Raw genomic sequence first — 26,383 nt, 5'->3', positions numbered from 1 at the left:
GAAAATAATGCATGATTTGTGCGTTATTGGTCTGTTACTTGGTTATATCGTGCGTTTTGTTGTGGTTTATTGCGTGTGTTGTTCGTTTTTCTGCACCAAATAGACGCAATTGCCCCAATTCAGGGCAACGCTGGGGGTTCTGGCGTGATCAAACCGTTCTCTTTAAGGCGGTTCAATACCACTGAGGTTTTCAGATGCGCGACGCTCTTGTTCTGCGACAGAATCTGGCTAATCAGCGTGCTGAGCCCTGGCAGATCCGCAACGGCAACCTTTAACAGATAATCGGCATCGCCCGTGGTTTTGTAGGCGTCAATAATCGCATCCACTTCTCCTAGCATCTGGTGAAAGCGCTCGACGTATTCACTGGTGTGGTTGATCAACCGTACTTCAATTAACCCCAGGCATTCCAACCCAACCGCGTTTGGCGACAGTCGGGCATGATAACCGAGAATCAGCTGCGCCTGTTCTAACGCGATACGGCGGCGGGAGCATTGCGAGGCGGAAAGCCCGACCAGCTCGCTCAATTCCTGATTGGTCAGGCGGCCGTTAGTCTGTAGCAGCGTCAGGATTTTCAGATCGAAATCATCAATGTTGTACATCGCGTTCCCTAAACCATGTCAGATAGTCAGTCAAACAGACTACCAGCTTTTTAAGCCGTGTTGCGTATGAGTTTTTTATCGCTACAGGCGCACTCAGTCACGGTTTGCACCATGATGGGTCACATTCATGCATGGTTGAGCATAAAGTGCCGTTATTGTGTGCGTAATTTGGTTTTTTCGTGCACTAAATGTAGATATTTTTCTGTTTTATGCATGATGTGTGAAATTGCGAAGAAAATAAATTCTTAAAATTTTCATCGTGTTATCAGCATCGTGGCGATGTTGGATCTTCGCCGCCAGTTATCTGGCCTGATAGTTGCTAAATCCTCTCGGTTTGAATTTTATTGCTGACGGGGAAAAAAATGGAGACACAACAAACAGAAGGGCAATTGAAGAGGGGATTAAAAAATCGCCATATTCAATTAATTGCACTGGGTGGTGCTGTGGGAACCGGGCTATTTCTGGGCATCGCACAGACGATCAAAATGGCTGGGCCGTCAGTACTGCTCGGCTATACGATTGCGGGCGTGATCGCATTCTTTATTATGCGCCAGTTGGGTGAAATGGTGGTGGAAGAGCCCGTCGCGGGGTCGTTCAGCCATTTTGCGTATAAATATTGGGGCGAGTTCGCCGGGTTTATGTCTGGTTGGAATTACTGGGTGCTGTATGTTTTGGTGAGTATGGCTGAATTAACCGCTGTCGGAATCTATATTCAGTACTGGTGGCCGGATGTGCCAACCTGGGTGTCTGCGGGGATCTTCTTTGTACTGATCAACGCCATCAATCTGACTAGCGTTAAAGTGTATGGCGAAATGGAATTCTGGTTTTCGATCATCAAGGTTGCGGCGATTATGGGGATGATCGTGTTTGGCTGCTATTTGTTGTTCAGCGGCGCGGGTGGCCCAGAAGCGAGTGTCGCAAATTTGTGGCAGCATGGCGGCTTCTTCCCGAACGGTGTGAGTGGCATGGTCATGGCGATGGCGGTGATCATGTTCTCCTTTGGTGGGTTGGAGCTGGTAGGGATTACCGCGGCTGAAGCGGACGATCCGCAAAACAGCATTCCACGCGCGACGAATCAGGTTATCTACCGCATTCTGCTGTTTTACGTTGGGGCGCTGGCGGTGTTGTTATCGCTGTACCCATGGGGGAAAGTGGTAGAAGGCGGGAGTCCATTTGTCATGATTTTTCATGCGCTGGATAGTAACGCGGTGGCGACCGTATTGAATCTGGTGGTGCTGTCGGCGGCGTTATCGGTTTACAACAGCTGTGTGTACTGTAACAGCCGGATGTTGTTTGGTCTGGCGAAGCAGGGGAACGCACCGCGTGCGTTGCTGAACGTCAATAAGCGCGGTATTCCATTGATGGCACTCGGCGTATCGGCGCTTGCGACGGCACTGTGTGTTGTGATCAACTACCTCATGCCGGGTAAAGCCTTTGAATTGCTGATGGCGCTGGTGGTGTCTGCACTGGTGATTAACTGGGCGATGATTTGCATTACTCACCTGAAATTCCGTGCGGCGAAACAGCAGGAAGGTCAGGACACACGCTTTAAAAGCCTCGGTTACCCGGTGACGAATGTGATTTGTCTGCTGTTTCTGGCGGGTATTTTAGTCATTATGGCGATGACGCCGGGTATTCAGATCTCAGTATTGTTGATCCCGGTCTGGCTATTCGCGCTGGCGGTGAGTTACAGGGTGAAAAAGAAGAAAAGCACGGTGGCTGCGCTGGCGGTGAAAGCGGACTATTAAGCCAAAAGGCACTTCCTGTGGTGGAGTGCCGATATTTATTCAGTTAATGGTGTTTATCTTTTAAATGATGGTTTCTAAGCTGCCTGTGCGGCAGTGAACCTCATCCACCGACGCCGTATTGCGTGAGATATTTCTAAGCTGCCTATACGGCAGTGAACGCAACAAATGCGATTCTTCGCTAAATCGATGGTTCTCGGGATAGCCATTCCGAGAACCATCACTCCACAATAATCCGTTCGTCATTGTCTCCCAGACAGATACTTAGCTGCTGCCCGTCAGGGCTAAAAGCGCAGTAGGGGAGGGGTTCACGCAGGTAGAGATGTAGCGGAAGCACCAGATAAAGCGCGACCAGCAGTAATGCGGCGATGGCTTTAGTATACGTTGGGCGTGGCACTATGGAATTGCGCTGGGCGTGCCGATACTTCACGATGCCGATAGTCGTCATCGCCACACCCACCAATATGGAAACATGCAGTTCGCCCGGTGTCGGAGAAAGTATCAGCTCCTCGTTGTCATAATCCTGCCAGTATTGAATACGCCACAGCGCGCTGATACCGATTTGCACCAGACCCGCTAATACCAAGGCAATACGCCATCCCGAGAGTCGAAAAAGCGCCAGAAAGCAGAACCCTAACGCAGCGCAAGACCAGTAAATCAGATCGAATATCGCGCCGAACATACCGCCAAACAGTGTGCCGCCAACATCTGTTGGTTTCAGCGTATAAAAATTAATGAGGGCAAACAGCGTCAGGATAGCGGATGCGGCAAGCCAGCTTGCCGCATAGTAGATAGCCAGCCTGAAAGTTGGCAAGCCAGTGGCTTGCCGATAAAAACCAATCAGTCCGTTTTTACTCACCGTCGACGTATTCCAACGTAGTGCGCTGTGTTAAGCGGGTAATCAGCTCGTAGGCGCTGGCGCCCGTGTGTGCGGCAATGCGTTCAACCGATAGCGTTTGCCCCCAGAGAATCACCTCATCGCCCACTTTATCCTGCGCATCCGGCCCTAAATCAACCGTGATCATATCCATCGATACGCGGCCAGAAAGTGGTACTTCGCGCCCGTTGATGAGCACGGGTGTACCCGCTGGGGCGCAGCGTGGGTAGCCATCACCATAGCCAACGGCCACAACGCCCAGCCGTGTATCGCGCGGGCTAGTCCAGGTGCCTCCATAACCGACGGATTCCCCTGCTTTGTGCTCGCGAACGGCGATCAGGTGAGACGTAAAGGTCATCGCAGGTTGAAAGCCAAAATGTGCGGCATCTTCATTATCCAGCGGCGATACACCGTAGAGAATGATGCCGGGACGGACGCGATCGCGGTGTGCTTGTGGCCATAGCAGAATGCCGCCGGAAGCCGCGATGGACTGTGCGCCGGGCTTACCCTGTGTAAAGGCATCGAAACAGGCTAACTGGCGTTCGGTGGTTCCGGCTTCGGGTTCATCCGCGCGGCAAAAGTGGCTCATAATATTGACGGGCTGTACCACATTGCGGCATTCCGTCAGGCGTTGCCAAAATGCGTCGGCGTGTTCCGGCAGAACGCCAAGACGGTGCATGCCCGTATCGAGCTTCATCCACACGCGTATCGGTTGCGGCAGCGTAGCCTGTTCCAGCGCGGCAAGTTGCTCGGGGCTGTGAACGGCGGTTTCTAGCTGGTGTTCCACCAGAAGCGGGAGATCGTCAGCGGAGAAAAAGCCTTCCAGCAAGACAATGGATTTGGTGATACCTGCCGCGCGAAGCGCCAATGCTTCGGAGAGTCGCGCGACGCCGTAGCAGTCGGCGTCGCAGAAGGTGCGAGCGGATTCGATCATGCCGTGGCCGTAGGCGTTGGCTTTCACGACGGCAACGACCTGGCTGCCTGGCGCAAGCTGGCGGATACGTTGCAGGTTGTGGCGTAACGCACGCCGACTAATGACGGCGGTTGCCGTTTTCATTCTTGGTCCTTAGTGCAGTGTTGTCATTGCTGAGCGCTGCGTTATTCATCGTCATATTGTGGGCCGGCATAGTTATCAAAGCGCGACCACTGCCCGTTAAAGGTCAAGCGAACGGAACCAATCGGGCCGTTACGCTGTTTCCCCAGAATGATTTCAGCGATGCCTTTGAGATCGCTGTTTTCGTGATAAACCTCATCACGGTAGATAAACATAATCAGGTCGGCATCCTGCTCGATAGAGCCAGATTCACGCAGATCCGAGTTGACCGGACGCTTATCGGCGCGCTGTTCCAGACTACGGTTAAGCTGCGACAGCGCGACGACTGGAACTTGCAATTCTTTTGCCAACGCTTTGAGCGATCGGGAAATTTCTGCAATTTCCAGCGTGCGGTTGTCCGACAATGACGGCACGCGCATCAATTGCAGGTAGTCGATCATGATTAGGCTGAGGCCGTCATGTTCACGGAACACGCGGCGCGCGCGGGAACGCACTTCCGTCGGGGTCAGGCCAGAGGAGTCATCGATGTACATATTGCGCTTTTCCAGCAGGATTCCCATGGTGCTGGAGATACGTGCCCAGTCTTCATCGTCTAGCTGACCAGTACGGATTCGGGTTTGATCCACGCGAGACAGTGATGCCAACATACGCATCATAATCTGTTCACCGGGCATCTCCAGACTGAAGATCAGCACGGGTTTATCCTGCATCATCGCCGCGTTTTCACACAGGTTCATGGCGAAGGTGGTTTTCCCCATGGACGGACGCGCCGCGACGATGATTAGATCGGATTTCTGCAAGCCAGCGGTCTTTTTATCCAGATCCTGATAGCCGGTAGACACACCGGTTACGCCGTCGTGCGGGCGCTGATATAACTGTTCGATACGGGAAACCGTGTCTTCCAGAATGCGGTCGATGCTTTTCGGGCCTTCATCTTTGCTGGCACGGTTTTCGGCGATCTGAAAGACGCGGGACTCCGCCAGATCGAGCAGATCTTCACTGCTGCGGCCCTGGGGATCGTAACCCGCATCGGCGATCTCATTGGCGACAGAAATCATCTCACGCACCACGGCGCGTTCACGTACGATGTCGGCGTAGGCACCAATGTTAGCAGCGCTTGGGGTATTTTTTGCCAACTCGGCCAGATAGGCGAAGCCACCCGCGGATTCCAATGAACCTTGCAGTTCGAGCGATTCGGATAACGTAATCAGGTCGATCGGCTTGCTCATTTCGAGCAGACGCTGCATCTCGGTGAAAATCAGGCGGTGGGCACGGTTATAGAAGTCGTTTGCGACAACGCGCTCAGCAACGTTATCCCAGCGTTCATTGTCGAGCATCAGGCCACCCAACACCGATTGCTCCGCTTCCAGCGAATGTGGCGGAAGTTTCAGACCTTCCATCTGGCGGTCGCGGGGTTCATTCGATTTATTGCTGGGTCTTTTCTCTGCCATGAAACGGATTCTTTACCGGTTGATTTGCCGTTGGATTAGGGGGCATTGTATGAAATAACACAATCCATATCCATAATAGAGCAATGACGAACCTGTCACGATTAAGGAGATAACATGGCAAAACGCGTTCAGTTCCGAGCTTATGGTGGCCCAGAGGTTCTGCAATATGGGGATTTTACGCCTACCGAACCCGCAGCGGGAGAGGTTCAGGTGGAGAACCGCGCCATCGGTATTAATTTTATCGATACCTATATTCGCAGCGGCCTGTATCCGGTGCCTGATCTGCCTTCCGGGCTGGGAACCGAAGCGGCGGGCGTTGTGACGAAAGTCGGTGCGGGGGTTAGTGTGCTGAAAGTGGGCGATCGCGTCGTGTATGCGCAGTCCGGGCTGGGGGCGTATAGCGAGGTGCATAATGTTGTGGCAGAGAAGGTTGCGCTGCTGCCGGAGGCCATCAGCTTTGAGCAGGCTGCGGCTTCTTTCCTGAAAGGGCTAACGGTTTATTATCTGCTACGTCAGACGTATGAAATCAAGCCGACTGAAGTCTTCTTGTTCCATGCCGCTGCGGGCGGCGTAGGGTTGATTGCCTGCCAGTGGGCAAAGGCGCTGGGGGCGAAGTTGATCGGGACGGTGGGTTCTGATGAGAAGGCGGAACGGGCAAAACAGGCTGGTGCCTGGGCGACGATTAATTATCGTACCGAGAATATCGCACAGCGCGTTGCGGAACTGACCGATGGGCAGAAAGTGGCGGTCGTGTATGACTCGGTCGGGAAAGATACCTGGGAAGCCTCGCTCGATAGCCTGCGTCGTCGTGGGTTGATGGTCAGTTTCGGCAATGCGTCTGGGCCAGTAACGGGTGTCAATTTGGGGATATTGAACCAGAAAGGGTCGTTGTACGTCACGCGTCCTTCACTGTTTGGCTATGTGACGAACCGTGCCGAACTGGAACAGGCCAGCAATGAGCTGTTCTCATTGATCGCCAGCGGAGCGATTACGGTAGATGTGCCACAGAACCAGAAATTCGCGCTGTCGGATGCGCAAGCGGCCCATCGGGCGCTGGAAAGCCGCAGTACGCAGGGGTCATGCCTGCTGATTCCGGGCTAATGTTTAAGGAGGTTATCGTGCGTGTCGCGGTAACCTTTGTCTTTCTTCGCTTGGCCAGATGGGTTGCAGTTTACTTGCTGTGTCCTTCCGTAGAAGAAAATACCGCTGTCCGTGGTATTACTTATTAACAAAAAAACCAAATCAACATGTTTGTTTTTTAAACACCTCTCTGTAGGATTTGACGAAAACATAGACTCAGACGCTGATTCAAATTTTCTGCCTTGCTCGTTCTCTGCGTCGTACATTATTTCTCTACCTCTTCGCTATCTCGATTGTTGTTTTCACAGGAGATGTATTCATCTGCTTTTGAACATACATAAAGAAGGATGCGAACATGAGATCCATCAAACACCTGCCAATGCCCCCAACCCGAGGGATTCTTGGGCATGTTGAGTATTTAAAACGACATGATGTCCATCTACAGATGCTGCGGTGGAAAGCGCAGTATGGCCGCTTTTATCGCTTAAGGTTGGGGCTTACATCTGCGATTGTGATTGCCGATGTTGAATGGATTCGCACTATCATGAAATCCCGCCCTGATGAGTTTCGGCGTATTAGCAGTATTGAATCTGTTTTTCAGGAAGCCGGGCTGAACGGAGTTTTCTCATCGGAAGGCAAACGGTGGGAGAACCAGCGCAGACTGACGGAACCGATGTTTCAGCCTGCCCATTTGAAGTATTTCTATCCCAGCCTTAGGAAAGTGACCGCCCGGCTATCTGACCGCTTCACGGCGCTGGCCGAAAGCGGAGAGACCATCGCGCTGGTGGAGGAGTTTAAGCGCTATACGGTTGATATCACGTCATTACTGGCTTTTGGGGAAGATGTGAATACGCTTGAGCAGGGCGATAACCCGCTATCGCAAAGTTTACGCCGGCTGTTTCCCGTTATTAATGGGCGCAGCAGTGCTTTGTTTCCCCTATGGCGATACATCAGGAGAGCGCGAGATAAGCAGTTCGATGCAAGTCTGAGCCAGATTCGCGAGTATGTTGATGAATTTATTTATCACCAGCGCAAACGCATCCGCTTAAACCCACAGTTAGTCGACGCGCCTGAGAATATGCTACAGGTAATGCTCGCCGAGCAGAAAAAAGACGAAACGCTGAAAGACGACGACATTGTGGCGAATGCGATTACGCTTCTTATCGCTGGGGAAGACACGACGGCGAATACGCTGACCTGGATGAGTTTCCTGCTTTGCTCGGCACCTTCGGTAGAAGAACGCGTGTTTCAGGAGTGTAAAGAGGCGACTGACGGGAGCGGCGCGATCCTTCCGTGGCCGCTTCCGCGCATGCCCTGGCTCACGGCGGCGATGTATGAATCGATGCGGATCAAGCCCGTTGCGCCTCTGCTGTACCTTGAGCCAACCAAGGACACCGTCATTAATGATTTCTTTATCAAAAAGGGCACACCTCTGCTGCTCATGCTCAATGCGAGCGGTTTCGATGACGCATTATTTCAGCAGCCCGATGATTTCGTGCCTGAACGGTGGCTTGAGCGTGGAAAAGCCGCTTTTTCCGATCTCCAGCCTTTTGGCGGCGGGCCGCGTATGTGCCCCGGACGATCGCTGGCATTAATGGAGATCAAACTGGGGTTTCATGCGCTTTGTAGCGGGTTTTGCGTAGAAGCACAGCAGCCCGCATCGGCGGTCACCGAGAGTTTTGCTTTTACGGTAACGCCATCGGGCTTTCGCGTGAAACTACACAAGCGCGAGAGGCTGCAAGAGTGAGGATTGCTATGGTGTGTGGGCAAACCGCGGGAGGCAGGGGCTGAACGAGAAAGCCTGACAATAATACCGACTCATTAAGAGCCGGTATTATTGCCTGAAAGGCCGTGGCCGTTACGCAAATTTCATCAGACTGTATGTAGGGTACAGCGTGGTGATCGTCATGAAGGTGCCGCTATGCGGCTATTATTTCCTGACGACGATGAAATCGTGTGGCATGTTTGCCACGACGTTTGTTCACTCTGTAAACGACAATCGAGTGTCAAACAGTGGCGTCATCCTAGCAGCCACATCAGGGAAAAAATATCTGCTGGCGCACACTTTTGTACTAAAACCTCCTGTATTAAAACAAGGCGGTATTAAACAAATTAGTGTTAAACATGGCATTGGCCATTATTTTTGCGCGTAATTCAGATTTTTCCCTTTTATGGCATTACCACTGGTTCCCATTGCGCTGACGATAGGTGTATTTTTGATAGGTATAACGGTGCGAGTTGTAGACCGGTCGCCCACTAAACTTGCGCCATAGCCATACCGCTGCAACGGCCAAAATCAGCCACGGTAGCACCTTTATTGCCATGCTAAACAGCCCGCCAATCAGCATAAAAAGGGACGCCACAAACAGTGCTGCAATCACGCCAAGCAGTGACACGCCCGTCAACATCAGCATGATAAAAAAGCCAATAACGAAGAAAATTTCTAACATGGTGTGCTCCTGTAGCGATTAAACCGCAGAAAAATGAGTCTGCGTGCTACATAAGCAATTACAAGAATCGTGCCAAGATAGGCCGCTGATAAGTGATTGATTTATCAGCGATGCCAGAAAGAGAATTGAGAGTGTGTTGGTGGAAAATACTAACTATTGGTATTTTTTAAACCAGATTAACCAGCGTCAGCGCACGTTCTACTACCGCAGCGTCGGCACCGGGTTTGTGAGCGTTTTCGCTGAGGTAGCGTCGCCACTGACGAGCACCAGTGATGCCCTGAAACATGCCGAGCATATGACGTGTAATGTGGCCTAATGACGCCCCGCCAGAAAGTTCGCGTTCGATGTAGGGGTACATGGCCCGCACTGCGCCGGCCAGATCCGGCACCGCTGCATCAATACCAAACAGTTCACGGTCAACCTGCGCCAGAATACCGGGATTTTGGTAAGCTTCACGCCCCATCATCACGCCGTCCAGATGCTGTAAATGCGTTTTGGCTTCTTCCAGCGTTTTGACGCCGCCGTTGATGGCGAGGGTGAGCGCCGGAAAATCGCGCTTGAGCTGGTAAACGCGCGGATAATCCAGCGGCGGAATTTCCCGATTCTCTTTCGGGCTAAGGCCCGATAGCCAGGCTTTGCGCGCGTGGATGATGAAGGTATCGCACTCGCCGCGCCCAGCAACGGTTTGGATAAACTCGCACAAGAATTCATAGCTGTCTTGATCGTCAATGCCGATGCGGGTTTTCACCGTAATCGGGATTGATGTGCTGTCTTTCATTGCCTTGATGCAGTCTGCTACTAGCGCGGCTTCGCCCATCAGGCAGGCACCGAAACGGCCATTTTGTACACGGTCAGACGGGCAACCGACGTTCAGATTGACTTCATCATAGCCGCGCTGCTCTGCCAGTTTGGCGCATTGAGCCAACGCTGTAGGATCGCTACCACCGAGTTGCAGCGCCAATGGATGCTCTTCTTCGCTATAGGCCAGATAATCGCCTTTGCCATGAAGAATCGCACCAGTTGTTACCATTTCCGTATACAGCAGCGTTTGGCTAGTGAGTTGGCGAAGGAAGTAACGGCAATGACGATCGGTCCAGTCCAACATCGGCGCAATGGAGAAGCGGTTAAGGCGAGAAGCGCGAGAGTCGGTGGATACCGTGTGGTGTGTACCTGATTTTACGTCGGTCATGGTTTGTCAGTCATCGTTTCGTGTGTTTTTGGCGGTGTTGTCTGAGGTTACCTTTGCTGGCGCGGGATTGTAGCACAGAGGGAAAGCCGTGACTGAGTGTTATCTTCCCCTGTATTGGGGAAAACACATCGCCAGTTCGCGATAACGTTATCTCAATAAAAATGAATCACGGCTCTATTCACTACACATTAAGGAATATTTTAATAAAGGCTTCGACGTCCCATTCTTTAGTATCAGAGACTTGCCCATCGCCAATTTCTATAAGGCGAAGTTCACCAGAATTATTTTCAACCATGTCAATGGAGAAAAAGGGAGAGCTTATGCGTTGTGCTATTTCAACAACAATATCGGGAACAATGCCATTAGAAGAATAGACTTTATTTTTAAACGAAAAATATCGGCGTTCGCTGGTTTTTACAATGTTCTCAACCTGTCTAAGGCTAAGTCCGCCTTCTATTTCACCACGGAATTTTTTAATGGATTCTATGACTTCCCTGATTTCTTCAGCATTGTTGGCAATAGAGCCTCTGGAGGTGGTTAGTGATTTAACATAGTCTTTAACGAAATAAGAAGGCCATTTTAACTGGTTAGTCATCTGCTCTATATCATCATTTTCTTTTAAGAAAACGGTCTTTGGCGTATATTTTTCGCATGATTTATACCATCCCGTAATATAATGGCATGAGAGGTAGTTATCTAATGATATAAGCATGTTACCACCATTGTGGTTCGCGGCAGTGCTCAACCTTTCATATTCTTCTGCTTTGAGCATCCAGCCTCGCCAAATTACGGGGGTATTCGGTTCAATGCTCGTTGAAAATCGATATTTTCCGTTTGATGCATGTTGTGTTGATAATAATACACACGACAAACCACTTTCTCTCGCACAGTTATACTCTGTCTCAAACATCTCATCCACTTTTGCGGTATTAAAGTAATCACTGGGGTAAATTATATTCATGTAAATACTCTTGAAAAGGAAATATGATTTTGAAATTTTAAATAATTTATCACATTTATTGAAAATAATCAGTTTCTAATTAGCAAGGTTTTTTCCGAAAAATAGCTTGAGAACCAATCAGAGTACTAGCAGTAACCTGCTGAATATGCCGAACCGAAAGGTACCTCTTTCATCAGGCTCGCGGCGTTGATTGGATATTATCGTTAACATGCTTAAGTTATAAAACAGTTTAATAAGCTATTTCCTCTTTTTCTCATACACTCTCTGTGCACTGCGTATCTCACATTATATTTAGTACCTTGCTGGCTAAAATGTAATGTTTTTTATTATAGATGCGACAGGGCTTTGTTTCTTTATCTTTCAAATAATTTAATATATAGAGGTTAATTATGTTAGAAGCCGGAACGTATTCTAGCGAAGATGGTAAACATACACTGGTTATTACCGATCCTGATTTTGCAGGAGCAACATTTACCGGAACATTCACCGCAAAAGATACACCTGTAGGTGAATTTATTTATCAAGGCGAGTCTTTCTCTGGGTCATGGCTCTATACCGCTGGGCGAGCCACAATCAATTTAGGTGTTGCATGCACCTATCGTAATAACATTGGTGGTTACAACTATGTTATTCGTGACTATTGGGTTGGAACATCAACGGATACCCCTCAACAAATTACGTTAAGCGGCAGCCGTTCGTATACCACGATTAGCGGTGGCCAACAGCGTTTTTCATTTGAAGATGTTGTTTTTACCCGTCAAGCTGACTGATATAAAAATATTATAATCCGTCATTAATGCGGATGTTTACTAGGCCTCGGCGGATTCGTCGAGGCTTTTTTGATCAAGACGTCCTGTAGATAAATTAATGCAGCTCAACTTCCCAGTCTTCATAAGGTGGTTCAACGGTGAAACTGGGGTCGCAGTATTGTCGTAAATAGTCTGTTGCCCGTTTTTCGGCATATTTGGCGTTCAGTACGTTGCCGCCTTCATCCAGTTCTAACACGTTGGCGTAGATAGCGAAGACCTGCTCAAATGCGCTGGGCTCTTCACCGTATAGCGAAAGGTAGTCAATGCCTTCAAGCGTATTTTGGGTGCCGCTAGCCATAAAATAGGCAAACGTTCTTAATGCACTGCTAAAGCTGTGGCTTAATTTCATTGTTAATCCCCCCCGTAATTGACTGCTTTGCGCATTTATAGCCCATCAATAGGCATCAGCCCGCTGTATTCATCAGCGTAAGCGTACTTTCCGGCCATCACGCTGGGCGCATCGCTCTCACGTTGCTTTCCTTTCAATGCGATGGATGAATACGCGCGGTAGTGCGCTGATTGATCACGAAGGAGATACTTTAGCGGTTTGCAGGGATGAGATACAAACTGCATTGAGAACAAAAAAGGAAAGGGAGCAGGCTATTGGCTTGCTCCCTTGAGAAAGGTGGGGCGCTGTGATTATGCCGTTGCGTGGTTGACCATCTGTATGAGCATGCTGCGCCACGCTTCTACCTGACCGAGGTAGTTTGCCGCGGGTATTTGTTGGAAATTCCCGTTGGCATCTTCTAGCGCAAAAGTAGGAAAACCTTGTCCGCGCACTTTTGCCAGAAGTTCCCGGCTGGCGTTGATATGCTGTGACAGTGTTTCTGCTCGAACAAACGCCAACTCCGTGCAGAAGGCATCGCCATCCAGGCCGATTGCTTCTGCACATTGACGCAGCACGGCGGTGTCGACGATCTTGAGACCGGAAACGTAGTGTGCTTGCTCAATCTGGTACAGCATCGCCATGCCTTTGTCGTCTATGGCTTCCGCAGCCAGTACAGCAGCCGTCGGCGGCGCGGAATCCAGCACGACGCTGGTATCGCGCAGCAGTCCTTCGTAATAATCTTCTCCGAAGGTTTGCCCGGTTAACTGCGCAATACGGCGATCGTGAGGAATCACATAATCGTGCCACTCTGGGGTGATGGTCCGGCTATTGCTGCCGGTCATCATACCGCCTCCATGGAGGATCAGATCCAGTCCGTCAATCTCCTGCGCCGCCAGCGCGAGTGGGGCGGCGCCGTAGCACCAGCCGCACAAGGGATCGTAAATATAATGCAGTCTTACTGCGGCCACTTCATCTCACCTTTCAGAACTTGCGCGCTCAGTTCAAGACCCGATTCTTCTTTCAGCGTCGGGTAGTGTTTCTTCATTGCGGCGATCAGTTCGGCAGAGTTTTTGCTTTTCGCCAGCTCTTTTTCTACCGTTTCCAAATATTGCAGTGTGAACGTCACGTTTTTCAGGGTGTAATCTGTTGGCGCGATGAAATGGCCCGGTACAACGGTGGTCGGTTTCAGCGCTTCAATGGATTTCAATGTTTCACGCCAGTGAACACGAGATTCCGGCGTTTGGGTATCGGCAAGCCAGACGTGGATGTTGGCAGACACTGGAATACCGCCAACAACGGCTTTCAGCGAAGGAATCCAAACGTAAGTGCGATCGGGTGTTGGCCCTGTCAGTCCTTTCACTTCCAGTTTTTTACCATCAACGGTAAAGCTATCGCCTGCCAATAGTTGAGGAACAACGATCTCTTTCGGTGCGTTTTCTTTTAGAACCGGGCCCCAGTGTGCCACTTTGCCGTCTTTGCTCGCGTTAATGGCATCGATGGTGGCTTGGGTCGCAATGATTTTAGCGTCTGGGAACGCGGCTTTAATCACATCCAGACCGAAGTAGTAGTCAGGGTCGGAATGGCTGATATAGACGGTAGTCAGTTTCTTGCCAGTGGCTTTGATGCGATCAACCAGCGTTTGAGCATCGTTACGCTGGAACTGTGCATCAATCAGAGCAACTTCTGTATCGCCGCTGATAATCTCAGAAGAAACCGGGAATACACTGGCTTCGCCTGGATTAAATACGTCGATTTTTAACTCGGCGGCGTTGGCCGCAGAAGCCAGACCCAGTGATGCAGCGAGTAAAGATACGGTAAAAGCGATAGATTTAGACATGGTGATACTCCACAGGTATGACAGAAAGTGGGTTCATGTTATGTTGCATTAATCGTACGAAAAACCGCAAAAACGGCAATTGTTTGTTGCATATAACGGACTAATCTATGGATCGCATTACGGCTGCGGAAGTGTTTGTGACTATTATAGACCGCGGCAGCATGATCGCAGCGGCAGAGACGCTGGATATGTCCCGAGCGATGGTAACGCGCTATCTGGCAGAGATGGAGACGTGGGCGGGCGCGCGGTTATTGCATCGCACCACGCGCAAGCTAAGCCTGACGGATGCGGGGGAAAAAACGCTGGCGCGCTGTCGGGAGATGCTGGCGCTGACGGCGGACATGCGTGTCGAGGCTGATACAGGCAATGCCATGTTAAGCGGCCTGCTACGCCTCAGCTGTTCGCAGTCACTGGCGCAGGGGGCAGTCGGCATGGCGATAACGACTTTTCTACGGCACCATCCTCGGGTCGCTATCGATCTGCAAATGAATAACCGGTCAGTGAATCTGGTCGAGGAGCGTATCGATCTGGCGTTGCGTATCACCAACGAGCTCGATCCCAATTTGATCGCGCGCCCGCTGGCAAGCTGCGAGTCGGTATTGTGTGCGTCACCTTCTTATTTGAATGAGCATGGTATTCCACGTCTACTTACCGATCTCTCAATTCATAACTGCCTGACCTACACCTATTTTGGCAAAAGCCTGTGGCATTTTTCCCGCGATGATGAAAAGTTTACGATTCCCGTCAGCGGGAACCTGAGCGGCAATGAATCGCTTGTGCTGCTGTCAGGTGCGTTGGAAGGCGCGGGGATTGCGCTGCAACCGCGCTATTCTGTAACACCTTATCTCGCCAGCGGGCAGTTGGTCGCGCTGCTGCCAGAATATCGCCCGCAGGAGATGGGCATTTACGGTATTTACACCTCTCGCCGCCAGATGCCCGCTGCGCTGCGTACTCTGTTAGATTTTCTGGTGGAGTGGTTTGCCCACGATCCGCGCTGGCGGACGCTGACCCAGAAAGTGCTGTAGAGCGAACCGAGCGTTACTGTTGTAAGGCCTGTTCCAGACGTGCAGGCACGCTTGCGGCGGACTGCTTGAGTTGTTCAATGACGGTATCGACGAGTGCCGACGCTGGGCGGTGCAACGGGCGGATCAGGCTGACAGTAAAGGGGACATCGATACTGAAAGGCCGCACGACCACGCCGGAGGCCGCATAATCCAAGGCGGTTAGCGGGTTGACGATGGACAGCCCAATGCCTGCCCGCACCATCGCACACACCGATGCAGCACTGTGGGTTTCCAGCACCATCCGGCGTGACACGCCCTGTTCCTGAAACAGTTTGTCCAGCAACTGGCGATAGCTGTCGGCGCTCGACAGGCTAATAAAGGGTTGATGAGCAAAATCCTGCGGTGTGAGCACCGCTTTTTGTGCCAGTGGATGTCCGGCAGGCAGCACGCACACTTCATTTAATAACATCAGCGTTTGCCGCTCCGTACCGGCTGGCGTGAAGCTGTTTTCCGTTAACCCTAAATCATGGCGCTGCGCGGACAGCCACTCTTCCAGCAGCGGTGATTCCTGCGGAATGATATGCAGATTAAGCAGCGGATAGCTTGCCAGCAGCGGCTTGCAAACGTCAGGCAATAGCGACTGTGAGAACACGGGCAGGCAGGCAATGGAAAGCTGCGCCTGCTGAAAACGGCGAATATCGCGGGCGGCGTTGATGATCCGTTCTAGTCCATAGTAAGAGCGTTGCACTTCTTCAAAGAGCTCTAGCCCCTGTGCGGTGGGGTAAAGCCTGCCGCGCAGTCGCTCGAACAACGTCATCTGAACCAGTTTCTCAAAGCGTGCCAGCTCGCGGCTGACGGTCGGCTGCGACGTATTCAGCAGCGCCGCCGCTTCCGTCAGATTACCGGTCGTCATCACCGCATGGAAAATCTCGATGTGCCGTAAGGATACTGCTGCCATGTCGCCTCCTCTATTCACTGAAACAAACCATATCAGAAATGAATAAAGTCTGCCTTAAACGATATTTGTGTACCCATTGGGTAATTTTTATAGTGATGCTCAATCACGTATAACTTCGCAAATCGGTAATTATTTATGCCTCACGATCTGAATGACCTCACTCATGCTCTGAACGCGCAAAGCCTGCGTGAACTGCCTGCCCGTTTTGGTTGCCCGGTGTGGGCTTATGACGCGCAGACCATCGTTAATCGCATCGCCCAACTGCGTCAGTTCGATACGATCCGCTTCGCGCAGAAGGCGTGTTCCAACACGCATATTTTGCGCCTGATGCGCGAACAAGGGGTGAAAGTCGATTCGGTATCGCTGGGGGAAATTGAGCGTGCGCTGGTGGCGGGGTTTGTGCCGGGTACTGACGCGCATGAGATCGTATTTACTGCCGATCTGCTGGATCGCCCGACGCTACAGCGGGTTGCCGAGTTGAACATCCCGGTGAATGCAGGTTCGGTGGATATGCTAGAACAGCTTGGGCAACAGTCGCCGGGGCATCCAGTATGGCTGCGCGTGAATCCGGGTTTTGGTCATGGTCATAGTCAGAAAACTAATACCGGCGGCGAGAACAGCAAGCACGGTATCTGGTACGGCGATTTGCCGCTGGCGCTGGAACACATTCAGCGCTACCAGCTAAAGCTGGTGGGGATTCACATGCACATTGGCTCCGGCGTGGATTACGGCCATCTGGAACAGGTGTGCGAGGCGATGGTGCAGCAGGTCGTTGAACTGGGTCAGGATATCGAGGCGATTTCAGCGGGTGGCGGGCTGTCGATTCCCTATCGCCACGGCGAAGAAGCGATTGATACTGAGCACTATTACGGGCTGTGGAACGCGACGCGTGAGAAAATTGCCGCGCATCTCGGTCATCCGGTGACGCTGGAAATCGAACCCGGACGTTTTCTGGTGGCGGAATCCGGTGTGCTGGTGGCGGAAGTACGGGCGATAAAATCCATGGGCAGCCGCCATTTTGTGCTGGTCGATGCCGGGTTTAACGATCTGATGCGTCCGGCGATGTACGGCAGCTATCACCATGTTTCTCTGTTGTCGGGCGATGGCCGCGATATCAGCCAGTCCACGTTGCACGATAGCGTGATTGCAGGACCGCTGTGTGAATCTGGTGATGTGTTTACCCAACAGGCGGGGGGCGGCGTAGAAACCTTCCCATTGCCAGATGCGCAGGTTGGCGACTATCTGGTATTCCATGACACCGGCGCGTACGGTGCATCCATGTCCTCTAACTACAACAGCCGTCCGCTGCTGCCGGAAGTGCTGTTTGAAAATGGCGAACCGCGCCTGATTCGCCGTCGTCAGAACCTGGCAGAGCTGCTGGCGCTGGAAGCGTTTTAATCGACATGGTTCGGCTGTGTCGGGGGAAAGGCGCCCTGTTTTTCCCCCGAACGTGGTGCATCATGATGCGGGTTATCCCTTTGCCGGTTGAACCTGATATGCCAGCCGAACGTCATCCCAGCGGCGGACAGCAGAATGGCGACGGCACCCGCAAGTTGCATCGCGTCTAACCGATGCCCAAAGGCTGCCCAGTCTACCAGAGCGGCAATGACCGGATAGATAAACGATAGCGCACCAACCAGCGCGGTCGGGATTTTCTGGATTGCGCTGTACAACAGCGTCGACATCAGCCCGGTATGGATCACACCAATCGCCACAAGTATTCCCCACTGTGACATGGTCGGAGAGGCAGGCATTGCCGCGAAGGGGGCAAGGATAACGACGCCAACGAACAGCTGTATCAGTACGAGCACATGCGGCGGGAGCGCCGAGAGCTTTTTCGTTATCGCGGCCGCTACGGCGTAGAAGAACGCAGCACCCAATGCCATCAGTACGCCAGACAGATAGCCTTTGTCAGCGCTGTCAGCACCTGTTTGGGCGCTGACGATCAGGACGATGCCGCTAAAAGCGCACAGTAGCCAGCAGACTTTGTTGAGGGTCAGTGTTTCCCTGAAAAAGATCGCGCCTAGCCCCACGAGCATAAAGGGCTGCGTATGATAAACCACCGTGGCGACGGCGATAGACGCGTGTGCATACGCGCCAAACAGCAGCGTCCAATTGAGTACCAGCGCTAGCCCGCCGAGTAGGGCAATGCCAGCCTGCTTCTTATTAATGACGTCCCGCCGCAGCAAGCCTAATAGCCCGCACACGATCAGCATCGTCAATGCGCCGAATGCGCAGCGCCAGAACACCACGGTCATGGCGGGTTGTCCTGTTGTCAAAACGAACCAGCCAACCGTACCGGAAATGAGCATCGCGATAGCCATTTCTATCGTGCCGCGAGTCTGGGATGTCATCTTTTTTCCTACCTATTTGTGCAAAGTGTGTGCTGTTATAGCGAACAAAATTTTTTATAATGAACAACAGGACAAAATAATGAACACAACGCCTTTGTTCGTCAAGTCGAACGAATGGTCATTATGGTGAACGCTATGACGATCGATAATCAGGAAAATGGCGCGCAGGCGGTTACGCCAATCGCGCGGCTGGCCGTTGCTATTCGGCGTGAACGTGAGCGGCTAAATCTGTCAGTCACCGAACTGGCAAAGCGTGCAGGGCTGGCAAAATCAACGCTTTCGCAGTTGGAAACCGGGATCGGCAACCCTAGCCTGGAAACGCTCTGGGCATTGGCGATGGCGCTTGATGTGCAGGTAAGCCAACTGATTGGTCAGTCTCGTCAGCATGTGCAGGTGATTCGTGCTAACGAAGGTGCGGTAACCTATTCGGAGCAGGCAAGCTATGCTGCGACGCTGCTGGCTGCGTGTCCGGCAGGCGCGCAGCGTGATATTTATCGGCTCAACGTACAGCCGGGGGAAGCCAGAGTCTCTCAACCGCATAGGCCGGGGACGATTGAACATGTGATCCTGAGCCGTGGCCGCGCCAGAATCGGGCCAGTGACGCAACCCGTTGAATTGAGCGCAGGGGATTACATCAGCTATTCCGCTGATGTTCCGCACCTGTTTGACGCACTGGAGGCGGATACGACAGCGGTAATGTTGATTGAACATGGCTGATGACGTAGCAGGAGGCTGTTTGGATTAGCACGCAGCCTCCTTTTTGTTTGCGCTGGTTTTCTGTGCCTTTTTACCCCTGCCTGACCAACCTTCGTTTCTGCTGTCGCCAAATCACAATGTGATAAACCTCTCGCTATCTTGTTCTCTGACACAGTTTTTTTTATTCAAATGCCCATTTTTTTCGTGTCTGGACACATAGGTCGATTTATTAGGAAAGCATAGAATAACCATCGTGAAATATTAATAGGGCGAGGTTTTAACGTTGTTCTTTATTAATCGTTAATAGAATTTAAAACATCATTTAATACAAATCGGCCAGGAAAAAGATTTGTATTCGTACCCTGCTGTCTATTTTTTATAAAAAACAAGAAGAGGTTTAATTATGCATGCAATGGAACCCCTTGGTTGGTATGGGGCTTTAATAGGTTTGTTTATTGCTATACTTCTTATTCTCAGAAAAGTTAATCCCGTCTATTCTTTGTTTTTTGGTGCCATCATTGGCGCTGTGATTGGCGGAGCCAATTTAGATCAAACTATTTCACTATTAACCTCCGGCACACAAAGTGTGATGGGCACCGTTATCCGCGTATTGGCGGCTGGTGTTTTAGCAGGAGTGATGATGGAGTCAGGAGCCGCAGAAACGATTGCCCAGGCAATCGTAAGAAAAATGGGGGAAGGAAAAGCTATTTTAGCGCTGACGTTAGCAACGATGATTATTACCTCCGTTGGCGTATTTATTCCTGTTGCCGTGTTAATTGTTGCCCCGATCGCGCTGTCTGTTGGGAATAAAATGGGCGTGTCAAAGTTGGCATTGCTATTGGCACTGTCTGGTGGCGGAAAAGCGGGCAATATTATTTCACCGAATCCGAATACCATTGCAGCAGCGAATGGGTTTCACCTGAGCTTGAGTGATGTGATGATTGCCGGTTTTATTCCTGCGGTTTGCGGCATGATAATGGCAGTGGTCGTTGCCACATTACTGAAGAACAAAGGTGTCAAGGTCAGCGAACAGGAAGCGAATGCCCTGTCTGCCACGGCCAGTGAAAAGGCCTATCCGACGCTTGGCAAAGCGATTGTAGCACCGTTGGTTGCCGTTGTTCTGCTGATGCTGAATCCCATTGGTTCTATTTTGCATATTGGCCTGCTCTCTTCTTTTAAACTTGATGCGATGTATGTACTGCCGCTGGCGGGGTTTATTGGTTTGATAGCGATGGGACAACAACACAAAATGTTGGCTTACACGGCATCCGGGTTGGAGAAAATGACGGCCACCGTGCTGATTTTAATTGGTGCAGGTGCGATTGCCGGATTAATTGCCGCTTCAAATTTATCGATACAGGTTGTCGCATTAATTAATGTTCTAGGTATTTCCGGCACCTTCCTGGCACCGATATCGGGTATTTTGATGGCTGCTGCCACAGCATCAACATCTACTGGCGTTATTTTAGCGACAGGAACATTTGGCGATGCTATTTCGCATATTGGCGCTCCTCCCATTGCCTCCGCCGTCATGGTTCATACTGGCGCTACCGTTATTGACTCTCTACCGCAGGGTAATTATTTCCACGTCACAGCACAAAGCATGAATATGAGTATTCGGCAGCGTATGGCCTTAATTCCTTATGAGGCGCTGGTAGGGGGGACAATGGCCATTGTCTCAACGGTTTTGTACGGTTTTGTTTTATAAGGTAGCGAGATAATGAACATGAAAAATGAAACGTTTGTTTTGGCACCAGACTCCTTCAAGGAAAGCATGACGGCAAAAGAAGTGTGTATTGCCATGGAAAAAGGTCTGAAAAAGATATTCCCTGAAGCGACGTATATTCACGTACCCATGGCAGATGGCGGTGAAGGCACCGTGCAATCATTGATTGATGCGACACAGGGACAAATTTTCCAGCAAACGGTGGTTGGTCCATTGGGCGAGCCGGTTGAAGCAACCTATGGTGTGATGGGCGACGGTGACATTGCCGTGATTGAAATGGCCTCTGCCAGCGGTATTCACCATGTTAATCAGGACACCAAAAATCCTTTGATCACGACGACTTACGGCACCGGCCAGTTGATTCGTGCCTGCCTGGATAAGGGGATCAAAAAGATCATCCTGGGTATCGGTGGTAGCGCAACCAATGATGGTGGCGCAGGGATGGCAGAAGCGCTTGGGGTGAAATTCTATGATGAAGCCGGTGAACGGCTAAACCGTGGCGGTGGTGCATTAGGAAGACTACATCATATTGATATTTCTGGCATTGATCAGCGTCTGGCTGGCATAGATATTCTGGTGGCGTGTGATGTGACTAACCCATTGTGTGGTGAAAATGGTGCTTCACATATTTTTGGACCGCAAAAGGGAGCAACGCCTGAAATGGTGAGCATGCTCGACGGCAATCTGTCTCACTATGCCACGCTTATTAAGGCACAGTTGGGTAAAGATATCGCTAGCCAGCCCGGCGCGGGAGCTGCGGGGGGGTTGGGGGCAGGCCTGATGGCGTTTACCGATTGCACGCTGCAAAAAGGCATTGAGATTGTGATTGAGTACAGCGGGCTGAGGGAAAAATTGTCTGAAGCCGATTTCTGTTTTACGGGGGAAGGACGTATTGATAGTCAGACCAAATTTGGTAAAACCCCCTACGGTGTGGCAAGAACGGCGAAGGAAAATAGCGTCCCGGTGATTGCGGTATCTGGCTGTGTAGGAAGCGGTGTTGAAGATCTCTATCAGGAAGGTATTGACGCCATCTTCGGTATTATTCCCCATGCGAAAAGTATCGATGGTTTATTAAAAGAAGGGGCGTTAAATATGGAACGCGCTTGTGAAAATATTGGACGTTTAATTAAGGCGACGTCTATCCATCATTAGTCCCTATTTTTTGCAGCGGATTGCTTTCCATTTCTTATACGGAATGGATACATAACATCGTTTTTTAGGATAAAAACAGGAAGAGAAATGACTGCATTTTTAAGAAGAACTAAAATTGTTGCAACACTGGGGCCAGCCACCGATCGTGATGATAATCTGGAGAAAATCATTAGCGCGGGCGTGAATGTTGTTCGATTTAATTTTTCTCATGGCACATTGGACGATCATATTATTCGTGCCGAAAAAATTCGTAATATTGCACGTAAACTTGATAAGCATGTGGCGATTTTAGGGGATTTACAGGGACCTAAAATCAGAGTGTCAACGTTCAAAGAGGGTAAGGTTTTTTTGAATGTTGGCGATACGTTTATTCTTGATGCCCGTCTGGAAAGAGGGCTAGGTGATAATCATCAGGTCGGTATCGATTATAAAAACCTGCCGAACGATGTTGTACCCGGCGATATTTTGCTGTTGGATGATGGTCGCGTTCAGTTAAAAGTGATGGGTGTGGCAGATGAAAAGATTACCACTCTCGTTACCGTCGGCGGTGTCTTATCCAATAATAAAGGGGTTAACAAGCTGGGCGGTGGGTTATCTGCTGATGCACTGACCGAGAAAGACAAAGCCGATATTTTGGTCGCCGCCAAGATTAATGTCGATTTTCTGGCCGTGTCATTCCCACGTAATGGTGACGATCTCCGTTATGCTCGCCAACTGGCGCGTGAGGCGGGTTGTCAGGCGGCCATTGTTGCCAAGGTTGAACGGGCTGAGGCGGTCGCTACACCAGAATGTATGGATGACATCATTTTGGCATCTGATGTGGTGATGGTAGCGCGTGGCGATCTGGGGGTAGAGATTGGTGATGCTGCGCTGGTTGGTGTGCAGAAAGCGTTGATCCAACGCGCTCGTCGTCTTAATCGCGTTGTGATTACGGCGACGCAAATGATGGAGTCGATGATTGCCAGCCCGATGCCAACGCGTGCTGAGGTGATGGATGTCGCGAATGCCGTGCTGGATGGCACTGATGCCGTCATGCTATCGGCGGAAACCGCCGCGGGGAGCTACCCGGAAGAAACGGTCATCGCTATGGCGAAAGTGTGTTTGGGAGCAGAAAAAGAGCCTCAGGTCACCGTGTCTAAGCACCGGCTTGACGTTGAGTTCGATAATGTTGAAGAAACGATCGCCATGTCGGCCATGTATGCAGCAAACCACCTCAAAGGTGTCAAAGCGATTGTCATCATGACCGAATCAGGGCGCACTGCACGGATGACCTCGCGTATTACGTCAGGCTTACCGATTTTTGCGCTGTCCCGTCATGAGAAGACGCTGAATCTTGCGGCACTCTATCGTGGTGTAACGCCGCTATTTTTTGCTAGCAAAGCTGAAGGGGTTTCGGCTGCGCACGATGCCATTACGCTACTGCGCGAAAAGGGCTATCTGGCTTCTGGAGATTTAGTCTTACTCACGCAGGGCGATCAAATGAGTCAGGTTGGCAGCTCTAATACCTGCCGTATCATGCGAGTCTCCTAATATATCGTCATATATTAAATTGCAGATGCATTGGCTATGTACCTGAAATGTGAATTGTTTCAGGTATAAAATACCTTTTAATTCATTTTTATTGATGGTTTTATTTGGTTTTTTATGTTGACGATAATAAATGATTGCTAACAGATAATTTAACTAATTAAAGTTGATTTTTATTCCCGTCGGGAAACAATGAGTGGATTTTTTCTTTTTTATAATAATGATTGGCGTGGTTTTATTAGCGTGAAACATGATGACGATAAATAGATATTAAATGAGAGCTTAATTTTCACGTTATATTTTATGCCACCTACGCCGGGGATAATTTATGGCTGACTATGATTTTGATGATAAATTGGCGTGCTCTATTGTGACGAGGACAATGCAGATTATTGATTGCAATGTGAATGTCATGGATGCACGAGGGCGAATTATCGGTAGTGGTGATAAGGAGCGTGTTGGCGAAATACATGAAGGTGCACTGTTAGCACTTACGCAGGAACGTATTGTTAATATTGATGACGCGTCCGTGCATATGCTACAGGGCGTCAGGCCGGGTGTTAATCTGCCTCTGCGCTTAAACGGGAATATTGTCGGTGTGATCGGGTTAACCGGTACACCAGCGGGGCTGCGTCAATATGGCGAATTGGTCTGTATGACGGCGGAAATGATGCTGGAACAGGCCCGATTACTCCAACTACTGGCACAAAATAGCCGTTTGCGGGAAGAGTTGGTACTCAGTCTGGTGCGCAGTTCTGCCTATTCAGCCACACAGTGCGAATGGGCGCAGCGATTAGGGGTCGATCTGCAAAAGCCTCGGATTGCGATGGTTGTTGAATTAGACAGCGGGCAACTGGGGGTCAGCACCGCGATGACAGAACTCCAGCAATTACAGTCACTGTTGATGGAAACCGATAAAGACGACCTGATGGCGATAGTCTCTCTGACTGAGATGGTGGTACTTAAGCCTGCGTTTATCCATGCGGAACGGTGGGAACCCGAAGAACATAAACGGCGGATGGAAAAATTATATCATCGGCTGCAAGAAGGGAGTTCTCTACGTGTGCGCCTGGCATTAGGCAACTTTTTTCCCGGTGATGGCGGCGTTGAACGTTCATACCATACGGCAAAAACGACGATGAAAGTGGGTAAGCAGCGCATGCCAGAAACACCATGCTACTGCTATCAGGATATGGAGTTACCTGTCCTGCTCGATAGCTTACGTGGAGGATGGCAGGCCAACGAACTGGTGCGTCCACTGCGTCGTCTAAAAGCGATGGATAACAATGGGGTATTTAGAAAAACGCTGCATACTTGGTTCAGGCATAATTTACAGGCTGCCGTCACCGCGAATGCACTCTATATTCATAAAAATACGCTGGAATACCGACTGCGGCGTATTTCTGAACTGACAGGGCTCAATCTGGCAAATTTTGACGATCGTTTTTTGCTTTACGTCGCGGTACAACTGGACGATGACTAAAGCGTGAAACGGGAACGTTCATTATGGTAATGACGTGCTGAAGTGTCTGAGCCGATACTATTAGACGGTAAAGTATGGCCCTTTCTGTACCGACTCACGTAGCTTCAGTTCGCCAGTAAAAGGTTGCAGTGGTTTAACGTCTTTGCCTGCAATCAGATCCAGTACTTGCGTAATCGCGGTGGCCGCCATTTCTTCGATCGGCATGTAAACGGTAGAAAGTGAAGGGTGCAGGTAGGTTGCGCAGGGTTCATCGTCAAAGCCGAAAACGGAGACATCCTGCGGCAATCTTTTCCCCGCTTCGTACAGCGCTTTCATTGCGCCAATCGCCATGTGATCGTTGCTGACAAACAGCGCACTAAAGCCGATGCCGTTATTCAGCAACTGCTGTGCAGCCTGATAGCCGCTGGCAACCAGGCTGGTTCCGTGTGCCACCCTACGCGGGTCAACTTCGATCTGGTGGGCGATTAAGGCTTGCTGATAGCCTGCGAGTCGTGCCCGTGCTGTCGGCGTTTGCATCGGTGCGGTGATGCAGGCGATCTGACGGTGACCTTGTTCGATCAGGTAATTTACCACGTCAAATGCGGCCTGCTGCTGGCGGAAGAAAATACAGCGCTCCCGCGCCTGCGGCAGATCGCGATTCATCACGATCATCGGAATGGTCAGCGTATTCAGCAGCGCCATGAGATCCGTTTCGGACATATAGCGGGTATAGAGAATAATCGCGTCGCATTGCCTGTCAGACAGAAGTTGCACCGCATTATGCTCATCTTCCGGCGTATCGTGTCCGTCGGTTACGATGAGGTGTTTACCGTTGCTTTCCGCGATATCCGTAGCACGGCGCAGCAGACGGCCAAAATAGGGACCGTCAAAATTGGAGATAACGAGACCAATGCTGTTTGAGGTACGGCGAGCCAGCGAGCGTGCTAGAAAATTAGGACGGTAGCCGAGTTCATCCATTGCCTGAAATACGGCATCGCGTGTTGCCTGTTTGACCTGACCCGTGCCGTTGAGCACTCTGGATACGGTTGCTTTAGACACGCCCGCACGTCTTGCCACCTCAAGCATGGTTTTCATTGCTACACCTTAATTGAGTATGATGACGG

At 50.7% G+C, this 26,383-nt stretch carries 25 protein-coding genes; 12 read left to right on the top strand and 13 right to left on the bottom strand.

Translation table 11 applies throughout. The annotated features are described in order from the left end of the window. Window positions 1-119: 119 nt before the first annotated feature. Window positions 120-599: an Lrp/AsnC family transcriptional regulator gene (locus E2566_RS17445; protein ID WP_039306464.1), complete on the bottom strand. Its 480-nt coding sequence runs from the start codon at window positions 597-599 to the stop codon at window positions 120-122. Window positions 600-961: 362 nt separating this feature from the next. Between E2566_RS17445 and E2566_RS17440 the strand changes: the two genes are divergently transcribed. Continuing rightward, complete coding sequence (locus E2566_RS17440; RefSeq protein WP_107168079.1) at window positions 962-2,347, top strand: amino acid permease; 1,386 nt, start codon at window positions 962-964, stop codon at window positions 2,345-2,347. Window positions 2,348-2,564: 217 nt separating this feature from the next. Here the strand turns inward: E2566_RS17440 and E2566_RS17435 are convergent, their stop codons facing one another. Genes E2566_RS17435 through dnaB form a run of 3 tightly spaced genes read right to left on the bottom strand, consistent with a single transcriptional unit; the run spans window position 2,565 to window position 5,726 of the window. Beyond that, a complete protein-coding gene (locus E2566_RS17435; RefSeq protein WP_107168080.1) occupies window positions 2,565-3,203 on the bottom strand; it encodes a hypothetical protein in 639 nt (212 codons plus the stop codon). Further along, window positions 3,196-4,278, bottom strand: coding sequence for an alanine racemase (gene alr, locus E2566_RS17430; protein ID WP_107168081.1), 1,083 nt, complete (start codon window positions 4,276-4,278; stop codon window positions 3,196-3,198). The genes E2566_RS17435 and alr overlap by 8 nt, the downstream gene beginning before the upstream one ends. Before the next feature lie 41 nt (window positions 4,279-4,319). Continuing rightward, window positions 4,320-5,726: a replicative DNA helicase gene (gene dnaB / locus E2566_RS17425; RefSeq protein WP_107168082.1), complete on the bottom strand. Its 1,407-nt coding sequence runs from the start codon at window positions 5,724-5,726 to the stop codon at window positions 4,320-4,322. A gap of 114 nt (window positions 5,727-5,840) precedes the next feature. Here dnaB and E2566_RS17420 point away from each other — a divergent pair, with 114 nt between their 5' ends. The 3 genes from E2566_RS17420 to E2566_RS17410 all read left to right on the top strand — a co-directional run bounded on the left by E2566_RS17420 (window position 5,841) and on the right by E2566_RS17410 (window position 8,959). Next, on the top strand, window positions 5,841-6,827 hold the full coding sequence (locus tag E2566_RS17420) for a quinone oxidoreductase (protein ID WP_107168083.1): 987 nt from the start codon (window positions 5,841-5,843) through the stop codon (window positions 6,825-6,827). A gap of 334 nt (window positions 6,828-7,161) precedes the next feature. Continuing rightward, window positions 7,162-8,553: a cytochrome P450 gene (locus E2566_RS17415; protein WP_107168085.1), complete on the top strand. Its 1,392-nt coding sequence runs from the start codon at window positions 7,162-7,164 to the stop codon at window positions 8,551-8,553. 160 nt (window positions 8,554-8,713) lie between these two features. Further along, on the top strand, window positions 8,714-8,959 hold the full coding sequence (locus E2566_RS17410; RefSeq protein WP_107168086.1) for a hypothetical protein: 246 nt from the start codon (window positions 8,714-8,716) through the stop codon (window positions 8,957-8,959). Window positions 8,960-8,983: 24 nt separating this feature from the next. On the opposite strand, the gene pspG is transcribed toward E2566_RS17410, so the two are convergent. The 3 genes from pspG to E2566_RS17395 all read right to left on the bottom strand — a co-directional run bounded on the left by pspG (window position 8,984) and on the right by E2566_RS17395 (window position 11,406). Further along, a complete protein-coding gene (gene pspG / locus E2566_RS17405; protein ID WP_014701285.1) occupies window positions 8,984-9,256 on the bottom strand; it encodes an envelope stress response protein PspG in 273 nt (90 codons plus the stop codon). A 166-nt stretch (window positions 9,257-9,422) separates the two neighbouring features. After that, window positions 9,423-10,445 (bottom strand): tRNA dihydrouridine(20/20a) synthase DusA, encoded by a 1,023-nt coding sequence (gene dusA / locus E2566_RS17400; protein ID WP_107168087.1) that lies wholly within the window; start codon window positions 10,443-10,445, stop codon window positions 9,423-9,425. A 181-nt stretch (window positions 10,446-10,626) separates the two neighbouring features. After that, complete coding sequence (locus E2566_RS17395) at window positions 10,627-11,406, bottom strand: ATP-grasp domain-containing protein (RefSeq protein WP_107168088.1); 780 nt, start codon at window positions 11,404-11,406, stop codon at window positions 10,627-10,629. A 389-nt stretch (window positions 11,407-11,795) separates the two neighbouring features. Between E2566_RS17395 and E2566_RS17390 the strand changes: the two genes are divergently transcribed. Further along, complete coding sequence (locus E2566_RS17390; RefSeq protein WP_107168089.1) at window positions 11,796-12,176, top strand: hypothetical protein; 381 nt, start codon at window positions 11,796-11,798, stop codon at window positions 12,174-12,176. A 94-nt stretch (window positions 12,177-12,270) separates the two neighbouring features. Here E2566_RS17390 and E2566_RS17385 read toward each other — a convergent pair whose 3' ends face one another. From E2566_RS17385 to E2566_RS17375, 3 genes are all read right to left on the bottom strand, one after another. Next, entirely contained in the window at window positions 12,271-12,564 is a 294-nt protein-coding gene (locus E2566_RS17385; protein WP_107168090.1) for a DUF7677 family protein, read from the bottom strand. Between the two features lie 290 nt (window positions 12,565-12,854). Beyond that, complete coding sequence (locus E2566_RS17380; protein ID WP_107168091.1) at window positions 12,855-13,511, bottom strand: DsbA family protein; 657 nt, start codon at window positions 13,509-13,511, stop codon at window positions 12,855-12,857. Next, the gene (locus E2566_RS17375; RefSeq protein ID WP_107168092.1) at window positions 13,499-14,380 is read right to left on the bottom strand and encodes an MBL fold metallo-hydrolase; all 882 of its coding nucleotides are present in this window, start codon (window positions 14,378-14,380) and stop codon (window positions 13,499-13,501) included. Before E2566_RS17375 ends, E2566_RS17380 begins: the two co-directional genes overlap by 13 nt. A 107-nt stretch (window positions 14,381-14,487) precedes the next feature. Here E2566_RS17375 and E2566_RS17370 point away from each other — a divergent pair, with 107 nt between their 5' ends. Further along, window positions 14,488-15,405 carry a LysR family transcriptional regulator gene (locus E2566_RS17370; protein WP_107168093.1) on the top strand — a complete coding sequence of 306 codons (918 nt, stop codon included), beginning with the start codon at window positions 14,488-14,490 and terminating at the stop codon, window positions 15,403-15,405. A 13-nt stretch (window positions 15,406-15,418) separates the two neighbouring features. Here the strand turns inward: E2566_RS17370 and E2566_RS17365 are convergent, their stop codons facing one another. Continuing rightward, window positions 15,419-16,342 (bottom strand): LysR family transcriptional regulator, encoded by a 924-nt coding sequence (locus tag E2566_RS17365; RefSeq protein WP_107168094.1) that lies wholly within the window; start codon window positions 16,340-16,342, stop codon window positions 15,419-15,421. Between the two features lie 135 nt (window positions 16,343-16,477). Here E2566_RS17365 and lysA point away from each other — a divergent pair, with 135 nt between their 5' ends. Then, window positions 16,478-17,740: a diaminopimelate decarboxylase gene (lysA, locus tag E2566_RS17360; protein ID WP_107168095.1), complete on the top strand. Its 1,263-nt coding sequence runs from the start codon at window positions 16,478-16,480 to the stop codon at window positions 17,738-17,740. On the opposite strand, the gene E2566_RS17355 is transcribed toward lysA, so the two are convergent. Next, window positions 17,737-18,696, bottom strand: coding sequence for a DMT family transporter (locus tag E2566_RS17355; RefSeq protein ID WP_107168096.1), 960 nt, complete (start codon window positions 18,694-18,696; stop codon window positions 17,737-17,739). The two genes, lysA and E2566_RS17355, sit on opposite strands and share 4 nt — an antisense overlap. Window positions 18,697-18,819: 123 nt before the next feature. Here E2566_RS17355 and E2566_RS17350 point away from each other — a divergent pair, with 123 nt between their 5' ends. The 5 genes from E2566_RS17350 to E2566_RS17330 all read left to right on the top strand — a co-directional run bounded on the left by E2566_RS17350 (window position 18,820) and on the right by E2566_RS17330 (window position 25,280). Further along, window positions 18,820-19,413: a helix-turn-helix domain-containing protein gene (locus E2566_RS17350; protein ID WP_107168114.1), complete on the top strand. Its 594-nt coding sequence runs from the start codon at window positions 18,820-18,822 to the stop codon at window positions 19,411-19,413. A gap of 382 nt (window positions 19,414-19,795) precedes the next feature. Then, on the top strand, window positions 19,796-21,100 hold the full coding sequence (locus E2566_RS17345) for a GntP family permease (protein WP_107168097.1): 1,305 nt from the start codon (window positions 19,796-19,798) through the stop codon (window positions 21,098-21,100). Between the two features lie 12 nt (window positions 21,101-21,112). Further along, window positions 21,113-22,270 carry a glycerate kinase gene (locus E2566_RS17340; RefSeq protein ID WP_205942451.1) on the top strand — a complete coding sequence of 386 codons (1,158 nt, stop codon included), beginning with the start codon at window positions 21,113-21,115 and terminating at the stop codon, window positions 22,268-22,270. A gap of 87 nt (window positions 22,271-22,357) precedes the next feature. Further along, window positions 22,358-23,800: a pyruvate kinase gene (gene pyk, locus E2566_RS17335; RefSeq protein WP_107168098.1), complete on the top strand. Its 1,443-nt coding sequence runs from the start codon at window positions 22,358-22,360 to the stop codon at window positions 23,798-23,800. Window positions 23,801-24,125: 325 nt separating this feature from the next. Continuing rightward, complete coding sequence (locus E2566_RS17330) at window positions 24,126-25,280, top strand: CdaR family transcriptional regulator (RefSeq protein ID WP_107168099.1); 1,155 nt, start codon at window positions 24,126-24,128, stop codon at window positions 25,278-25,280. Between the two features lie 60 nt (window positions 25,281-25,340). On the opposite strand, the gene E2566_RS17325 is transcribed toward E2566_RS17330, so the two are convergent. Next, complete coding sequence (locus E2566_RS17325; protein WP_107168100.1) at window positions 25,341-26,354, bottom strand: LacI family DNA-binding transcriptional regulator; 1,014 nt, start codon at window positions 26,352-26,354, stop codon at window positions 25,341-25,343. Window positions 26,355-26,383: the final 29 nt, after the last annotated feature.

Source organism: Pectobacterium punjabense (assembly GCF_012427845.1).
GTDB classification, from domain to species: domain Bacteria; phylum Pseudomonadota; class Gammaproteobacteria; order Enterobacterales; family Enterobacteriaceae; genus Pectobacterium; species Pectobacterium punjabense.
Note: the sequence above shows the minus strand (reverse complement) of the source record. Positions and strands in the feature narration are given on the sequence as shown.

Bases quoted from the DNA above. Each gene is read 5' to 3' on its own strand.
- E2566_RS17445 (WP_039306464.1), bottom strand. From the start codon at position 599: ATGTACAACATTGATGATTTCGATCTGAAAATCCTGACGCTGCTACAG.
- E2566_RS17440 (WP_107168079.1), top strand. From the start codon at position 962: ATGGAGACACAACAAACAGAAGGGCAATTGAAGAGGGGATTAAAAAAT.
- alr (WP_107168081.1), bottom strand. From the start codon at position 4,278: ATGAAAACGGCAACCGCCGTCATTAGTCGGCGTGCGTTACGCCACAAC.
- dnaB (WP_107168082.1), bottom strand. From the start codon at position 5,726: ATGGCAGAGAAAAGACCCAGCAATAAATCGAATGAACCCCGCGACCGC.
- E2566_RS17420 (WP_107168083.1), top strand. From the start codon at position 5,841: ATGGCAAAACGCGTTCAGTTCCGAGCTTATGGTGGCCCAGAGGTTCTG.
- E2566_RS17415 (WP_107168085.1), top strand. From the start codon at position 7,162: ATGAGATCCATCAAACACCTGCCAATGCCCCCAACCCGAGGGATTCTT.
- E2566_RS17410 (WP_107168086.1), top strand. From the start codon at position 8,714: ATGAAGGTGCCGCTATGCGGCTATTATTTCCTGACGACGATGAAATCG.
- pspG (WP_014701285.1), bottom strand. From the start codon at position 9,256: ATGTTAGAAATTTTCTTCGTTATTGGCTTTTTTATCATGCTGATGTTG.
- dusA (WP_107168087.1), bottom strand. From the start codon at position 10,445: ATGACCGACGTAAAATCAGGTACACACCACACGGTATCCACCGACTCT.
- E2566_RS17395 (WP_107168088.1), bottom strand. From the start codon at position 11,406: ATGAATATAATTTACCCCAGTGATTACTTTAATACCGCAAAAGTGGAT.
- E2566_RS17390 (WP_107168089.1), top strand. From the start codon at position 11,796: ATGTTAGAAGCCGGAACGTATTCTAGCGAAGATGGTAAACATACACTG.
- E2566_RS17385 (WP_107168090.1), bottom strand. From the start codon at position 12,564: ATGAAATTAAGCCACAGCTTTAGCAGTGCATTAAGAACGTTTGCCTAT.
- E2566_RS17375 (WP_107168092.1), bottom strand. From the start codon at position 14,380: ATGTCTAAATCTATCGCTTTTACCGTATCTTTACTCGCTGCATCACTG.
- E2566_RS17370 (WP_107168093.1), top strand. From the start codon at position 14,488: ATGGATCGCATTACGGCTGCGGAAGTGTTTGTGACTATTATAGACCGC.
- E2566_RS17365 (WP_107168094.1), bottom strand. From the start codon at position 16,342: ATGGCAGCAGTATCCTTACGGCACATCGAGATTTTCCATGCGGTGATG.
- lysA (WP_107168095.1), top strand. From the start codon at position 16,478: ATGCCTCACGATCTGAATGACCTCACTCATGCTCTGAACGCGCAAAGC.
- E2566_RS17355 (WP_107168096.1), bottom strand. From the start codon at position 18,696: ATGACATCCCAGACTCGCGGCACGATAGAAATGGCTATCGCGATGCTC.
- E2566_RS17350 (WP_107168114.1), top strand. From the start codon at position 18,820: ATGGTGAACGCTATGACGATCGATAATCAGGAAAATGGCGCGCAGGCG.
- E2566_RS17345 (WP_107168097.1), top strand. From the start codon at position 19,796: ATGCATGCAATGGAACCCCTTGGTTGGTATGGGGCTTTAATAGGTTTG.
- E2566_RS17340 (WP_205942451.1), top strand. From the start codon at position 21,113: ATGAACATGAAAAATGAAACGTTTGTTTTGGCACCAGACTCCTTCAAG.
- pyk (WP_107168098.1), top strand. From the start codon at position 22,358: ATGACTGCATTTTTAAGAAGAACTAAAATTGTTGCAACACTGGGGCCA.
- E2566_RS17330 (WP_107168099.1), top strand. From the start codon at position 24,126: ATGGCTGACTATGATTTTGATGATAAATTGGCGTGCTCTATTGTGACG.
- E2566_RS17325 (WP_107168100.1), bottom strand. From the start codon at position 26,354: ATGAAAACCATGCTTGAGGTGGCAAGACGTGCGGGCGTGTCTAAAGCA.